The sequence below is a fragment of the Dickeya oryzae genome, from assembly GCF_009372235.1.
In the GTDB taxonomy this organism is placed as follows: Bacteria; Pseudomonadota; Gammaproteobacteria; order Enterobacterales; family Enterobacteriaceae; genus Dickeya; species Dickeya oryzae.
The window spans coordinates 37,843-54,156 of sequence record NZ_ML762921.1; the positions used below are offsets into that span (position 1 = coordinate 37,843).

At 55.4% G+C, this 16,314-nt stretch carries 10 protein-coding genes; 2 read left to right on the forward strand and 8 right to left on the reverse strand.

Annotated features, from left to right (window positions below):
* Positions 1 to 60 precede the first annotated feature (60 nt).
* The gene (gene relA, locus FAZ14_RS05415) at positions 61 to 2,298 is read right to left on the reverse strand and encodes a GTP diphosphokinase (protein ID WP_016940423.1); all 2,238 of its coding nucleotides are present in this window, start codon (positions 2,296 to 2,298) and stop codon (positions 61 to 63) included.
* A 9-nt stretch (positions 2,299 to 2,307) separates the two neighbouring features.
* Positions 2,308 to 3,642, reverse strand: coding sequence for a 23S rRNA (uracil(1939)-C(5))-methyltransferase RlmD (gene rlmD, locus FAZ14_RS05420; RefSeq protein ID WP_016940424.1), 1,335 nt, complete (start codon positions 3,640 to 3,642; stop codon positions 2,308 to 2,310).
* Between the two features lie 60 nt (positions 3,643 to 3,702).
* Here rlmD and barA point away from each other — a divergent pair, with 60 nt between their 5' ends.
* The gene (gene barA, locus FAZ14_RS05425) at positions 3,703 to 6,471 is read left to right on the forward strand and encodes a two-component sensor histidine kinase BarA (protein WP_153508177.1); all 2,769 of its coding nucleotides are present in this window, start codon (positions 3,703 to 3,705) and stop codon (positions 6,469 to 6,471) included.
* A gap of 126 nt (positions 6,472 to 6,597) precedes the next feature.
* Here barA and FAZ14_RS05430 read toward each other — a convergent pair whose 3' ends face one another.
* The 6 genes from FAZ14_RS05430 to FAZ14_RS05455 form a co-directional block, all read right to left on the reverse strand.
* On the reverse strand, positions 6,598 to 7,740 hold the full coding sequence (locus FAZ14_RS05430; protein WP_016940426.1) for a glycerate kinase: 1,143 nt from the start codon (positions 7,738 to 7,740) through the stop codon (positions 6,598 to 6,600).
* A 100-nt stretch (positions 7,741 to 7,840) separates the two neighbouring features.
* On the reverse strand, positions 7,841 to 8,725 hold the full coding sequence (garR, locus tag FAZ14_RS05435; RefSeq protein WP_153508178.1) for a 2-hydroxy-3-oxopropionate reductase: 885 nt from the start codon (positions 8,723 to 8,725) through the stop codon (positions 7,841 to 7,843).
* A 74-nt stretch (positions 8,726 to 8,799) separates the two neighbouring features.
* Positions 8,800 to 9,570 (reverse strand): 2-dehydro-3-deoxyglucarate aldolase, encoded by a 771-nt coding sequence (gene garL / locus FAZ14_RS05440; RefSeq protein WP_016940428.1) that lies wholly within the window; start codon positions 9,568 to 9,570, stop codon positions 8,800 to 8,802.
* 86 nt (positions 9,571 to 9,656) lie between these two features.
* Positions 9,657 to 10,997: a glucarate dehydratase gene (gene gudD / locus FAZ14_RS05445; RefSeq protein ID WP_016940429.1), complete on the reverse strand. Its 1,341-nt coding sequence runs from the start codon at positions 10,995 to 10,997 to the stop codon at positions 9,657 to 9,659.
* A 15-nt stretch (positions 10,998 to 11,012) separates the two neighbouring features.
* A complete protein-coding gene (locus FAZ14_RS05450; protein ID WP_038925810.1) occupies positions 11,013 to 12,374 on the reverse strand; it encodes an enolase C-terminal domain-like protein in 1,362 nt (453 codons plus the stop codon).
* Between the two features lie 20 nt (positions 12,375 to 12,394).
* Positions 12,395 to 13,747: an MFS transporter gene (locus FAZ14_RS05455; RefSeq protein WP_153508179.1), complete on the reverse strand. Its 1,353-nt coding sequence runs from the start codon at positions 13,745 to 13,747 to the stop codon at positions 12,395 to 12,397.
* A 540-nt stretch (positions 13,748 to 14,287) separates the two neighbouring features.
* On the opposite strand from FAZ14_RS05455, the gene garD reads away from it, so the two are divergent.
* Positions 14,288 to 15,877, forward strand: coding sequence for a galactarate dehydratase (garD, locus tag FAZ14_RS05460; protein WP_016940432.1), 1,590 nt, complete (start codon positions 14,288 to 14,290; stop codon positions 15,875 to 15,877).
* The last annotated feature ends 437 nt before the right edge of the window (positions 15,878 to 16,314 follow it).

Below are 16,314 nucleotides of genomic sequence, written 5' to 3' on the forward strand. Positions count from 1 at the left end.
CTGATAATGACATGATAAAGGCGGGACCAGCCCGCCTTAAGGTAGTAACAACAGTATCGATCAATTGCCCTGCAAGCGCCGAGCGTCAATCACATCCGGCAGCTGATTGAGCTTAGCCAGTACCCGGCCCAGCACCTGCAGATTGTAGATTTCGATATCCATGTCGATAGTGGCGAGTTGCTGTTTCACGTCGCTACGGCTGGATACCCCCAACACGTTGACCTTCTCGTTGGCCAGAATGGTGGTGATATCACGCAACAGGCCGCTGCGGTCGTTGGCGGTCACCCTGACGACCAGCGAGTAGCCGCTGGAGTAGCTTTCCCCCCACACGGCTTCGACAATACGCTCCGGCGCATGGCTACGCAGGTCATCGAGCTGTTCGCAATCGGCACGGTGGATGGAGATACCGCGTCCACGGGTGATAAAGCCGATAATATCGTCGCCCGGAATCGGCTGGCAGCAACGCGCGATGTGGTGCATCAGATTGCCAACGCCTTCTACCACCACCCGGCCATTGTCCTTGGTACTGACACGCTGAGCCGGTTGATGGGATTTCTGCGTCAACTGGCGCAGTGCTTCGCGATCCTGCTCTTCCGCACTCGGCTGGTTCACCTTCGATTGCAGGAAGTTCACCAGCTGATTCAGGCGGATATCGCCACCACCGATGCCAGCCAGCAATTCATCCATCGAATTGATGTTGTAACGCGGCAACAGCAGTTTTTCAGCCATCTTCAGGCTTACACCAAGATGCGCCAGCTCATCATCCAGGATCTGTTTACCCGCGAGAATATTCTTGTCCCTGTCCTGCTTGCGGAACCAGTTGTGAATTTTGGAGCGCCCGCGGCTGGTGGTGATATACCCCAGATTGGGGTTCAGCCAGTCACGGCTTGGGTTCGGCTGCTTCTGGGTAATGACCTCGATTTGGTCGCCCATTTGCAACTGATAGGTAAACGGCACGATACGCCCGCCTACTTTGGCACCGATGCAGCGGTGACCGATATCGCTGTGGATGTGATAGGCAAAATCCAGCGGCGTGGAGCCAGCGGGTAAATCCACCACATCACCTTTGGGCGTAAACACATACACGCGGTCGTCGAACACCTGGCTGCGCACCTCGTCGAGCATTTCGTCCGAGTCAGCCATTTCCTCCTGCCAGGCCAGCAGTTTACGCAGCCAGGCGATGCGCTCTTCGTAGCCGGAGCGCCCGCTGGTGGAGGCACCTTCTTTGTATTTCCAGTGCGCAGCAACCCCCAGCTCGGCATCCTCGTGCATCTGCCGGGTACGAATCTGAATTTCCAGCGTTTTACCGCCCGGCCCTAACACCACAGTATGGATCGACTGATAACCGTTAGGTTTAGGGTTGGCGACGTAGTCGTCGAATTCATCCGGCAGGTGGCGATAATGAGTATGCACAATCCCGAGCGCGGCGTAGCAATCCTGCAAGCGCTCGACCACGATACGCACCGCCCGCACATCAAACAGCTCATCAAACGACAGCGATTTTTTCTGCATCTTGCGCCAGATGCTGTAGATATGCTTGGGACGGCCATAAACCTCGGCTTTCAGCCCTTCGGTTGCCATCGAGGCGCGCAGGTTTTTAACGAAGTCGTCAATGTACTGCTCACGGTCGATACGCCGTTCGTGCAGCAATTTAGCGATGCGCTTGTACTCATCCGGGTGCAGATAGCGGAAGCAGAAATCCTCAAGCTCCCACTTGAGCTGCCCGATACCCAGCCGGTTCGCCAGCGGCGCATAGATATTGGTACACTCTTTAGCCGCCAGTACGCGCTCTTCTTCGGGTGCGTCTTTCACTTCTCGCAGGTGAGCGATACGCTCAGCGAGCTTTATCACCACGCAGCGGAAATCTTCCACCATCGCCAGCAGCATACGGCGGATATTATCCACCTGTTCAGACGCCATCGAATCGTGCTGGGTGGCTTTAAGCTGGCGAATCGCATCCATATCGCGCACGCCATGCACCAAATTGACAATATTCTTGCCGAAGGTTTCCTTCAGCGTGTCTTCTTCCACCACGTCGGCGTTGGCCAACGGGAACAGCATCGCCGCACGCATGCTGTCGTTATCCATACTCAGGGTAGAGAGGATTTCCACCATTTCGATGCCGCGCCACAACAGCAACATCGCATCCGGGTGGCCTTGCGTTTTTTCTTCGCAGTAACGCCAGGTCTCGGCGAGACGTTCGCACGACGTTTTACTGGCGATACCCAAGGAGGCAATCCACGCGTCCGGCACGAACTTGCCTTCGGTATTCAAATGCGCACTTCTTACCGCAACCATAATTTCTCCCTACTTTACCGAACCTTCGGAACCAAGCAAAAACAGTGCCATTGACTCAAGATGTCCGGTATGTGGAAACATATCCAACATGGTCAACCGTTCCAGACGATACCCGGCGGCCATCAACACCTTGCTATCCCGCGCCAGGGTGGTGGGGTTACAGGATATATACACCACCCGCCGGGGAGCCAGTTTCACAATCTGCGGCATCACACCCGGTGCGCCGGCACGCGCCGGATCAAGTAGTACTTTATCAAATCCCATTGATGCCCACGGTTGTCGGGTAACGTCTTCTTCCAGATTATGATGATAAAATGTGACCTGGGTCAGCCCATTGCGCTGGGCATTTTCCTGCCCTTTCTCCACCAGCGCCGTGACACCCTCAACCCCCACCACCCGACCAGCCTGCTGCGCCATCGGTAACGTGAAATTGCCCATGCCACAAAACAGGTCAAGCACGCTGTCCTGCGGTTGCAGTTCCAGCCATGCTAACGCCTGCGCCACCATGCGTTGGTTAATGTCATCATTCACCTGAATAAAATCACGTGGACTGAACGCCAGCGATAACCCGGCGATACGATAAGACGGCATGTCGCCGTGCAGGCACTCCAGCGTGCCCGCTTGCGGCGCAGCAAACAGCGACGCACCGTGCGCCTGCGCAAACGCCGTCAATACGTGCTGGTCGGCGTCACACAACGGATCCAGATGACGCAAAATGACCAGCGGCCCTTGCTCCGCCAACACCAGCTCCACATGTCCAAGCCGCCGCTGCGCCTGCAACTGCCCCAGACAGTCGCGTAACGGCACCAGTAAGGCTTCCAGCGCAGGATGCAGAATCGGACAGGCGCGGATATCCACCAGGTCGTGCGACCCCGCCTGCCGATAGCCCATCTGCAACTGGCGTGTTTTCGCCTGATAGTATAATGCAAGGCGCGCGCGGCGGCGGTAGCCATAGGCCGCTGCACCGATAACCTCCGGCTCCGGCACGGTTTCACCGGTTTCCCGTTGCATCAGGTGTTTCAGTGCGGCCGATTTACTGCGATGCTGTAACGGCTGGCTGGCATGCTGCTGCTGGCAGCCGCCACACACGGAAAAATGCGGGCAACGCGGCGCGACACGTTCTTCGCTGGTGGTCAGTAAACGTCGTAATTTGGCGTGGGCAAACTGGCGTTTGTCTTGCGTTAGCTGCACCTCGGCCTGCTCTCCCGGTAAGACGCCGGGAATAAACACCGTTTTTCCCTGATGACGGGCAACGCCTTGTCCGAATGGATCGAGATCGGTCACCGTCACGGTAAGGGTTTGCCGGGTCGTCATGCGCCGGTTTGGAGAGTAGAATTGCGCCATAAGTGTGCTGTCATTGATTTAATGGAATAGTCGACCTTAATTGTCCCACATTGGAACCCCATGACCAAATACAGTCTGCGCGCACGAATGATGATACTGATTCTGGCCCCAACGATGCTGATCGGGCTGTTGCTCAGTAGCTTTTTCGTCATCCACCGTTATAACCAGTTGCAGGAACAGTTGGCCGACGCGGGTGCCAGCATCATTAAACCGTTGGCAGCCAACAGCGCCTATGCCTTGACCCAACGACAGCCTGAATCGCTGCGGCAACTGGTCAACATGCTGCACCGCCATCATTCCGGCATTGTGCGTGCCATCAGCGTATTTGACGCCCGTAACCAGTTAATCGTCACCAGTAATCCGAACAACCCACACGCCTTGATGTTGCAGGTGCCGTCAGGCAGCCCGATGCCGACCACGCTGCAATTACAAGACAAAGGCGAAAGTCTGGTACTGCAGATGCCTATCGAAAACGAAGGCCCGCTTGCGACCAATACGCTGGTCAGCCGACAAACGCCCATGGGGTATGTGGCGGTCGAACTGGATTTAAACACGATACGGTTACAGCAATACCGTGAGATGTTCATGGCCGCGATGCTGTTGCTGTTCTGCATGGGCGTAGCCATGTTGCTGGCCTATCGCCTGATGCGTGACGTGACCGCGCCCATCCGCAACATGGTGGAAACCGTAGACCGTATCCGTCGTGGCCAGTTGGACAGCCGGGTAGAAGGCCACATGCTGGGTGAGTTGGACATGCTGAAAAACGGCATCAACTCGATGGCGATGTCTCTGACCGCCTATCATGAGGAAATGCAGCAAAACATCGATCAGGCGACGTATGACCTGCGCGAAACGCTGGAACAGATGGAAATTCAAAACGTCGAGTTGGATTTGGCCAAAAAACGGGCACAGGAAGCCGCACGCATCAAATCCGAATTTCTGGCTAACATGTCTCACGAACTGCGCACACCGCTCAACGGTGTTATCGGTTTTACCCGGCAAACGCTAAAAACCCAGCTCACGACAACTCAGAAGGACTATCTGCAAACCATTGAGCGTTCGGCCAATAATCTGCTCAACATCATCAACGACGTACTGGATTTCTCCAAGCTGGAAGCCGGGAAACTGGTGCTGGAGAATATCCCGTTTTCGCTGCACAACACGCTCGATGAAGTGATCATGCTGTTAGCGCACACCGCCCATGAGAAAGGGCTGGAGTTGACACTCAACATTCAGCACGACGTGCCGGAGCAATTTGTCGGCGATCCGCTGCGTTTGCAGCAAATCATTACCAATTTGCTGGGTAACGCCATCAAGTTTACCGAGCAGGGCAACATTGATATCCGCATCGAGAAACGCAAACAGGAAAACCTGCAGGTATTACTGGAAATCCAGATTAAAGATACCGGCATCGGTATCGCCGAAGCGCAGCAGACCCAGTTATTTCAGGCGTTCCGTCAGGCCGACACCAGCATTTCACGCCAGCATGGCGGTACCGGTCTGGGGCTGGTGATCACCCAGCGACTGGTTCGGGAGATGGGTGGGGATATCAGCTTCCACAGTAAGCTCAATCAGGGCACCACCTTCTGGTGCACCGTCAACCTGACATTGAATCCACATATGCTGGAACCGGATTATTACTTTGCGCCGTTGCAGGGTAAACATCTGGCCTATGTGGAAACCAACCCGGCAGCGGCTCAGGCCACGCTGGACATTCTGGTGCATACACCGCTCACGGTCAGCTACAGCCCGACGCTGGAGCAATTGCCGGAACGCACCTTCGATATCCTGCTGATAGGCGTACCGATCCACTATCGCAATACGTTGCTGGATTTTACGCCCTCGATCCGCGACTTCTGCCGTCTGGCTTCACGCGTCATTCTGGCTCTGCCCAGCCTGGCGGAAATGGAAGCCGAGCAGTTGAAAGCATTTGGCATCCATGCCAGTTTGAGCAAACCAATTACCGCCCCCCGGCTCTTATCGCTATTGCAGGACACTAACCTGTTTAGTCAGGAACCTCACGAAGAGGTACAGGCCCTGCCGCCACCGGCCACAGTGCTCCAGCGTTTACCGCTCAGCGTGATGGCGGTCGACGACAACCCCGCTAACCTGAAGTTGATTGGTGCGTTGCTGGAAGAACAGGTAGAAAACATCATTTTGTGTGAAAGCGGCGCTGATGCGATCGCTCGCGCCCAGGAAAACCGCCTCGATATCATCCTGATGGACATTCAGATGCCGGGTATGGATGGGTTACAGGCCAGCGAGCACATCCGGCGGTTGCCACAACACGCACAAACCCCGATTGTGGCGGTCACCGCACATACCATGAGCGGAGAGCGCGAAGTGCTGCTACAGGCCGGTATGGATGATTACCTGTCCAAACCGATTGATGAACAGATGCTGCGCCAGACACTGCTGCACCATACCAGCAAGCCCGAACCCGAAGTGACCGTGTTACCGCCAACGGTGGCCACACCATCACCTTTGTCACTGGACTGGGACCTGGCGTTACGACAGGCCGCCAGCAAACTGGATCTGGCGCGTGACCTGCTGGCGATGTTGCTCGATTTTCTCCCCGAAGTGCGTGAGCAGATAAACGCGGTGCTGGCTGGCAATCCACCGGATAATCTCGTCGATATCATTCATAAACTGCACGGCAGTTGCAGTTATAGCGGTGTGCCACGGCTCAAACAGATTTGCCACTACCTTGAACAGTCGCTACGCAAAGGCCTGCCTGTTGATGAACTGGAGCCGGAATGGCTGGAATTGATGGATGAGATGACCAACGTGGAAAAAGCCGCACGGAAACGACTTGAGATATCGGCCTGAACAGGTTCACCGGGAAGCGTTATCAGGCTCGACGACCCGACTTCCCATCAGGCAGGCGTCGCAGACAAAGGCAGCGCCTGCCGGTTGATAAGCCGCCCGACTGACGGCCCATAATGAGTCAGTGGCTCAGGCGATGGTCTGTGCCAGTTTGATGGTGGCGGCGATATTGCGCGCCGTCATACGCACATTGTTGGCCGCGTTATCCAACGCCTCCTCCAGCGAGCAAATGGTGTACAGCACGCTGAATACGGCATCGAGACCGTGATCGTGTACCACCCCCACATCGGCCGTCAGGCTACCGGCAATGCCGATCACCGGTTTATGGTAGCGTTTGGCGACAGACGCCACGCCAATCGGCACTTTTCCGTGAATGGTCTGGCTGTCGATACGGCCTTCACCGGTTATCACCAACGAGGCATCTTTGACCAGTTCATCCAGCCCCAGCGCTTCGGTAACAATCTCAATACCCCGGCGCAATTCCGCGCCGCAGAACGCCAGTAACGCCGCGCCCATCCCGCCAGCAGCACCGGCCCCCGGCACCTGCTCGACATCGATATCCAGGTCACAGCGGATAACGCCAGCATAATGCTGCAAGGCCTTATCCAGCTGCTCTACCATCGCTTCGCTGGCACCTTTTTGCGGCCCAAACACCGCCGAAGCCCCTTGCTTGCCAGTCAGTGGATTGGTGACATCACACGCCACTTCGAAACGGCACTGCTGAATACGCGGGTCAAGCGAGTGGGTATCAATGTACGCCAGCCGGGCCAGCTCCGCGCCGCCAAAACCTATCGGCTGTTTCGCGTCATCGAGCAATTGCGCGCCCAACGCCTGCACCATCCCCGCGCCGCCATCATTGGTGGCGCTGCCGCCGATACCAATAATGCAGTGGCGTACACCGTGGTCCAGCGCGCTGCGAATCAACTCGCCGGTGCCATAGCTGGTGGTCAACAGCGGATTGCGCAGATGCGGCGGCACCCGTTCCAGTCCACTGGCGGCCGCCATCTCGATGAACGCCGTTTTTTCATCCCCAGACAGCCCGAAAAAGGCTTCGATATCATCGCCCAGCGGACCGGTGACGTTCACTTTGATGATTTTACCGCGGGTTGCCGCCACCATGGCCTCCACGGTTCCCTCTCCCCCATCGGCGACCGGCAGTTTCACATAGCAGGCTTCGGGGAACACCTCCCGAAAACCGGCCTCAATCTGCGTCGCCACTTCCTGGGCGGATAAGCTCTCTTTGTAAGAATCCGGTGCGATAACTATTTTCATAAACGACTCGCGTCATCAACTACCCGCGCTGCAGAACCGGCGCTAATCAAAATGTTCCGTCAACCAGGCGGCGTGCGTTATGCCGACGCCGCCTTGTCGACTACCGAGTGACTTCCACTTTCGCCAGCTTCTCATAATAACGAGCCAGCGCACTGTGATCGGCACCGCCCAGATCATCGGCTTTCAGCGCCTGCATCATTTCCATTACGGCTGCGGTCAGCGGCAATTGCGCCCCAACGCCGTGAGAGGTATCCAGTGCGTTCGCCAAATCCTTGATATGCAGATCGATGCGGAAACCGGGTTTGAAGTTACGGTCCATCACCATCGGCGCTTTGGCATCCAACACGGTACTGCCCGCCAGACCACCACGAATCGCCTGATACACCAGGTCTGGATTAACACCCGCTTTGGTTGCCAGCACCAGTGCTTCAGACATGGCCGCGATATTCAGCGCCACAATGACCTGATTCGCCAGCTTGGTGACGTTACCAGCACCGATATCACCGGTATGCACCACTGAACCAGCCATCGCCTTCATCACGTCGTAGCAACGTTCAAACACCGCTTTATCACCGCCCACCATGACGGACAGCGTACCGTCGATCGCTTTCGGCTCACCGCCACTGACCGGTGCGTCCAGCATATCGACGCCTTTTTCCGCCAGGGCTGTGGCAATTTCACGGCTGGCCAACGGCGCGATAGAACTCATGTCGATAATGACAGCACCTTTGCGTGCGCCTTCAATCACACCGTTTTCACCTAGCACCACCTCTTTCACGTGAGGAGAGTTCGGCAGCATGGTAACGATGATATCGCTCTGCTCGGCGATAGCTTTCGGCGTTGCCGCCGCGCTGGCACCCGCGGCGGTGACTTCGGCAACAGCTTCACTATTTCTGTCCAGCACTACCAATGAATAACCCGCTTTAATCAGGTTTTTGCTCATCGGTTTGCCCATGATACCCAGTCCAATAAAACCAATTTTCATTGCGATAACCTCGTTGTCCATTCAGTGACATGGTCAGATATGTTGACGGCCGATGCGGCCCTGATTAATCCGAATTACTTTTTGAATTTGTCGCACAGCGCCTGAGTGGCACCACGGAACACCCCCAGGTCGCTGCCAACAGCAACAAAACGGGCACCCCACTCCAGATAACGACGCGCATCTGCTTCCACCGGCGCGAGAATACCGCTCGGTTTACCGTGAGCCGCCGCACGTTCAAAAATGTGGCGAATGACTTTCTGCACTTCCGGGTGATTCGGCTGGCCCAGATACCCAAGTGCGGCCGACAGGTCGCCGGGGCCGACGAAAATACCGTCCACGCCATCAACGGCGGCAATCGCGTCCAGGTTGTCCACCCCTTCCTGCGTTTCTATCTGCACCAGCACGGTAACGTTGTCATTAATGGTGGCAAAGTAGTCCGGCTCAGTGCCGTAAGCATTACTGCGATGGCCGACCGATACACCACGAATCCCCGCTGGCGGGTAACGGGTTGATGCGACGGCGCGAATGGCTTCCTCTTCGGTTTCCACAAAGGGGATCAGGAAGTTATAGAAACCGATATCCAGCAACCGCTTGATAATCACCGGCTCATTACAGGGCGGACGCACCACCGGCGCGCTGTGGCTACCTTTGAGCGCCATCAGTTGCGGAATAAAGGTGTTGATGTCGTTCGGCGCGTGCTCGCCGTCCAAAACCAACCAGTCGAACCCTGCCAGCCCCAATACCTCGGTGGAAATCGGATTAGCCAGCGCACACCAGCAACCGATCAGGGTATTGCCCTGACGTAAATCCTGGCGAAATTGGTTAGGCAACAGTGGCGTCTTCATGTTTTGTCCTTACTCTTTACCGCGCCGCCCCGGATGAAGCGGCGCTCTTCATTAACAACCTACGATAATTAACGAACCGTGATGGATTAACGGACCAGACAAGGGCGTTTGTTATCAAACGTCCAGTTAGGGATCAGGTATTGCATGCCGACGGCATCGTTACGCGCACCTAACCCCATGTTTTTATAAAGTTCATGTGCTTTCATGACCTGTTCCATATCCAGCTCGACACCCAGACCCGGTTTCTTCGGTACTTCCACCATGCCGCCGACAATCTGCAACGGCTCTTTGGTCAGGCGCTGGTTGCCCTCCTGCCAAATCCAGTGCGTATCAATAGCCGTAATACGGCCCGGCGCTGCCGCTGCCACGTGGGTGAACATCGCCAGTGAAATATCAAAGTGGTTATTGGAGTGAGAGCCCCAGGTCAGACCCCATTCATGGCACATCTGCGCCACACGCACGGATCCTTGCATGGTCCAGAAGTGCGGATCCGCCAGCGGAATATCTACAGATTGCAGGGAAATGGTGTGCCCCATCTGCCGCCAGTCGGTGGCTATCATGTTGGTGGCGGTAGGCAAACCGGTAGCGCGACGAAACTCGGCCATCACCTCACGGCCAGAGAAGCCCTGCTCAGCACCACACGGGTCCTCAGCATAAGCCAGCACACCGCGCAGCTGTTTACCCAGGCGAATCGCCTCGTCCAGTGACCAGGCACCGTTCGGGTCGAGCGTAATACGTGCCTGAGGGAAGCGCTTAGCCAGCGCGGTGACCGCTTCGGCCTCTTCGCTACCGGCCAGCACGCCGCCTTTGAGTTTGAAATCGTTGAAGCCGTATTTCTCGTACGCGGCTTCAGCCAGACGCACCACCGTTTCCGGCGTCAGTGCTTCTTCGTGGCGCAGACGATACCAGTCGCATTTGTCATTCGGCTGGCTCTGGTACGGCAGGTCGGTTTTGTTGCGATCGCCGATATAGAACAGGTAACCGAGCATTTCTACCGCGTCACGCTGTTGACCATCGCCCAGCAACGCGGCCACCGGTACGTTCAGGAACTGTCCCAGCAGGTCCAGCATGGCGGCTTCAATGCCGGTGACCACGTGAATGGTGGTACGCAGGTCGAAGGTTTGCAGACCACGGCCGGAGGCATCGCGATCGGCAAACTGGTTGCGTACCGCTGTCATCACGTTTTTGTATTCGCCCAGCGTTTTACCGACCACCAGCGCCGCAGCGTCTTCCAGCGTTTGGCGGATCTTCTCACCGCCCGGGATTTCCCCCACGCCGGTATGGCCCGCGTTGTCGTTAATGATCACGATATTACGGGTGAAGTACGGCGCGTGCGCTCCGCTGAGGTTCAGCAACATGCTGTCGTGCCCGGCCACAGGGATCACCTGCATACTGGTAATAACCGGGGTAGAACTTTGCGACGTCATGGTCATTTCCTTCTGTTAAAACGTAGAACTCTTAGGTAACTCGCGTCCGAATACCGGACGTTTGCGATCAAATGTCCAGCCGGGGATCAGATACTGCATCGCCGCCGCGTCATTACGCGCACCACTCGGCAGTTTTTTATGCAGCTCATGAGCTTTCATTACCTGCGCCATATCCAGCTCAATACCCAGCCCCGGCCGCTCCGGCACCTTGATTTTGCCGTTAACGATTTGCAGCGGCTCTTTGGTCAGGTGCTGACCTTCCTGCCAGATCCAGTGGGTGTCGATGGCGGTCGGTTTGCCCGGCACCGCAGCCCCCACATGGGTAAACATCGCCAGCGAAATATCGAAGTGGTTATTAGAGTGACAACCCCAGGTCAGCCCCCAGTCATCGCACAGTTGTGCCACCCGTACCGCACCGTGCATGGTCCAGAAGTGTGGGTCTGCCAGCGGGATATCCACCGCCTGCAACATCACCGCGTGGTTCATCTCGCGCCAGTTGGTGGCAATCATGTTGGTGGCGACCGGCAACCCGGTGGCGCGACGGAATTCCGCCATCACTTCACGGCCGGAGAAACCTTGTTCCGCGCCGCAAGGGTCTTCCGCGTAAGTCAGCACGCCGTTCAGGCCTTTGCACAAGCGAATAGCTTCATCGAGCAGCCAGGCACCGTTTGGGTCCACCGTGATACGGGCATCGGGGAAGCGCTTTTTCAACGCTTTCACGGTGTCGATTTCCAGCTCACCCGGCAGTACGCCACCTTTGAGCTTGAAGTCTTTAAAGCCGTAGCGATCAGCTGCGGCTTCCGCCAGCCGGACCACCGACTCACTGTTCATCGCCTGCTGATGGCGCAGGTGATACCACGGGTGTTTACCCTGCTCGCCTGCCAGATAGGGCAAATCGGTTTGAGTGCGATCGCCGATATAGAACAGGTAGCCCAGTACCGTGACTTCATCACGCTGTTTACCCGGCCCCAGCAATTCGGCGACAGGCACATTCAGATGCTGCCCCAACAGGTCCAGCAGGGCGGCTTCCAGTGCGGCGACAGCGTTGACCCGCAATTCGAACGTCCAGGCGCCTTTGCCGAACGAATCGAAATCCGAAGACTGGTTGCCTTTGTGAACCTGATGCACCAGATGGTTCATACGCGCGACCTGTGACCCTACCACCTGTGATGTCATCGCCATCAGCGTGTTGTAAATCACCTCGCCGCCGGGGGCTTCACCAACGCCGGTGTGACCGGCGTTGTCTTTGAGAATCACGATATTGCGGGTGAAATAGGCCCCGTGAGCACCGCCGATATTGAGCAACATGCTGTCATAGCCGGCGACGGGGATGACGGTCATCTCGGTAATCACAGGGGTATCTTGCGTACTGCTCATTTTCTCGTCCTTACCCGACATCACTGGGGTTTATAAGGTTTCAGTTCGATACGTTTGATGTCCTGCACAATGAACAGGAAGCTCAAAATGGCGACGAACGCATGGACACCCACATACACCAACCCACCATTAAAGGAACCGGTCACACCGACGATATAACCGATGGCAATCGGCGTGACGATGCCGGAGATATTGCCGAACATGTTGAACAGACCGCCGCTCAGGCCACTGATTTCTTTCGGTGCGGTATCCGCCATCACCGCCCAACCCAACGCGCCGATGCCTTTACCGAAGAACGCTGCCGCCATCACTGCGATGACCACCCACTCTGTGGTGACGTAGTTACAAATCACCATCGACATGGAGAGCAACATCCCCAGTACAATTGGCGTTTTACGGGCAATGGTGAGTGACTGGGTACGACGCATCAGATAATCGGAAATCACGCCACCCAGCACGCCACCGACGAACCCGCAAATAGCCGGTATTGATGCTACAAACCCGGCTTTTAAAATCGACATGCCACGGGCCTGAACCAGATACACCGGGAACCAGGTAATAAAGAAGTAGGTCAGCGCATTGATGCAGTATTGGCCAAGATAGATGCCCATCATCATGCGGGAGGTCAGTAATTGTTTAATCTGGTGCCACTTCTCACCGCGAGCGACTTCTTTTTTCGCGGCTGACGCATCCATGTTGACCAGTGCGCCACCGGCTTCGATGTATTCCAGCTCAGCTTTGTTCACGCCGGGGTGATCTTTCGGGTCATGAATCACTTTCAGCCACAGGAAGCTGATAACCATACCCAGGCCGCCCATGAACCAGAACACGTGTGCCCAACCCACTTCATGCGTCAGCCAGCCCATGATGGGGGCGAAGATAACGGTGGCGAAATACTGCGCGGAGTTGAAGATGGCGACAGCGGTACCACGTTCTTGCGCCGGGAACCAGGCCGCCACAATACGACTGTTACCGGGGAAAGACGGGGATTCACACAGCCCCACCATGAAGCGCAACATAAACAGCGAAATCACAATGGCCGAGCCGTGGAAGAGGTCTACAAACCCTTGCAGCAGGGTAAACAACGACCAGGTGAAAATACTCCAGAAGTACACGCGTTTGGAACCAAAACGGTCCAGCAGCCAGCCGCCAGGGATTTGACCGATGACATAAGCCCAGGAGAACGCGGAGAAGATATAGCCCATGCCGACGGCATCAAGACCAATCTCTTTGGACATGGCGGAACCTGCGATAGAAATCGTGGCTCGGTCGCCATAGTTGAATGACGTGACAATGAACAGCATCACGACAATCCAGTAACGGGCGTTGGTTTTCTTTTGTAATACGCCTGCTGCTGTGCTGACGGTATTCATGATGAACTCCTACTTTCAGATAGCGGTTAGCTCATTCATTCCGAATAACAACACAATGTAAGGTTGAGTTACCAGAATGAAATCAAGAGTCGGTAATGGTTTGAAACCTGAGCAAAGAAAAAAACAGAACAGCAAAAATAAACCACGGACCTCTTAGACTTCTGGAAACGATTATAAAGGGCAGCCCCTGGCACCTCACTGGACAGGCGCACAACAATCACCACCACATCCAACATGGATTATGGCAATCGCCCAGCCAATTGGGAGTCATTTCACGAAAACACCGTTTTTTGCCATCGCGGTCACAGAACACGACGGTCAGAATAAGGAGGGAATAAGTCAATGGACGGAATAATGTGACAAGTCTCACTACCTATTGTTTCTTCGCCCGAGAAATTAAGCACAACGCGCCGGGATGTCAGTCAATTGCATAATGCATGATGGCGGAAAGCTCACCTATACTGATGCCGAGCAAAGTTATTATTAGCATCAACAGTGAAAATAAACCGCGCGTTATAACTTTAACCAGCGTTGTAACTCATGAAGGTTAACGCCATGTCAGAGAATAAAACAACCGGTGTGGCCGATGATCGGCCGCTTTATATCAAGGTCCATGAGTCTGACAATGTCGCCATTGTCGTTAACAATAACGGCCTGAAAGCGGGCACCCGATTCAGCTGTGGTCTGGAACTGAAAGAGCATATACCGCAAGGTCACAAGGTCGCGTTAAGCGATATCGCCCAAGGCGCACCGATCGTTCGTTACGGCGAAATAATCGGTTATGCCCTCAGGGATATCGCCCGTGGCAGTTGGATAGACGAATCGCTGGTGGAATTGCCCAATGCCCCCGCACTGGAAACACTGCCGCTGGCAACCCGGGTTCCCCCTGCGTTACCACCACTGGAGGGTTTTACCTTCCAGGGCTACCGTAATCCGGACGGTAGCGTCGGTACCAAGAACCTGCTTGGGATTACCACCAGTGTTCACTGCGTCGCCGGTGTGGTGGATTATGTCGTCAATCTGATAGAACGCGATTTGCTGCCCCGCTACCCTAACGTCGACGGCGTGGTGGCGTTGAACCACCTGTACGGCTGCGGTGTGGCGATCAATGCCCCGGCAGCAGTAGTCCCCATTCGTACTATCCATAATCTGGCGTTAAACCCGAATTTCGGCGGCGAAGTGCTGGTGGTTGGGCTGGGCTGCGAAAAACTACAGCCGGAACGACTGCTGCAAGGCACGCCAGATGTGCAGGCCATTTCGCTCGATGAAACCAGTATTGTGCGATTGCAGGATGAACACCATGTCGGTTTCAAATCGATGGTGGACGATATCCTGTCCATGGCGGATAAGCACCTGCAACAACTCAATCGCCGTCAGCGTGAGACGGTGCCAGCCTCGGAGCTGGTCGTCGGTATGCAGTGCGGCGGTAGCGATGCGTTTTCCGGCGTGACCGCCAATCCAGCGGTAGGGTTCGCCTCTGATCTGCTGGTGCGCTGCGGTGCTACGGTCATGTTTTCCGAAGTCACCGAAGTCCGCGACGCTATCCATCTGCTTACGCCACGAGCCATCAACGAAGAAGTGGGTAAACGACTGCTGGAAGAAATGGCCTGGTATGACGATTACCTCGATAGCGGTAAAACCGACCGCAGCGCTAACCCGTCCCCCGGCAACAAGAAAGGCGGCCTGGCCAATGTGGTGGAAAAAGCGCTGGGCTCTATCGCTAAATCCGGCACCAGTGCGATTGTAGAAGTGCTGTCACCAGGCCAACGCCCGACTAAACGCGGCCTGATTTATGCTGCCACACCCGCCAGCGACTTCGTCTGTGGTACGCAGCAACTCGCTTCCGGTATCACAGTGCAGGTCTTTACTACCGGGCGTGGCACGCCTTACGGGCTCAAAGCCGTGCCGGTTATCAAGATGGCGACCCGCTCAGCGCTGGCAGAGCGCTGGCATGACCTGATGGATATCAACGCTGGCACCATCGCGACTGGCGAGGCTACCATCGAGGATGTGGGCTGGCAGTTGTTCCACTTTATTTTAGATATTGCCAGCGGCAGGAAAAAAACCTGGTCTGATCAATGGGGCCTGCATAACGCCCTGTCAGTGTTTAACCCGGCACCGGTTACCTGATACGCGCCGTCATACCATTAATGCCCATTCCCCCCGGTACCTCATCCGGGGGGAATGTTTTCAACACACCGGCAGTGAGCAGCACCCTGAAATTAATTTAATGTGTCAATTACGTGAATTATTCTCGAAAGAAAATAACGCCACATATTTTCCCCTGGCCCACCATCAATACCCCTAAATAAGTAATGCAATCTCACTCCATTTCAGGAGGACTGTTTTCGTGACTCATGTTAATAAAACGTTTTTATTGTGATGTCATCTTTAAGAAAAAATCGAACAACATTTAATAAACACAAAGAAGATAAAAAAAGTGCTGTTCAAAAAATGATTTCATTGACAACACAAAGACCCAAAGCATAAATTCCTCCCTACAAAAAAAGGAATAATTTTACTTAGGGATGCTTTCTCGTTTAAAGCGCCCTTTTTTTCGTACCCTC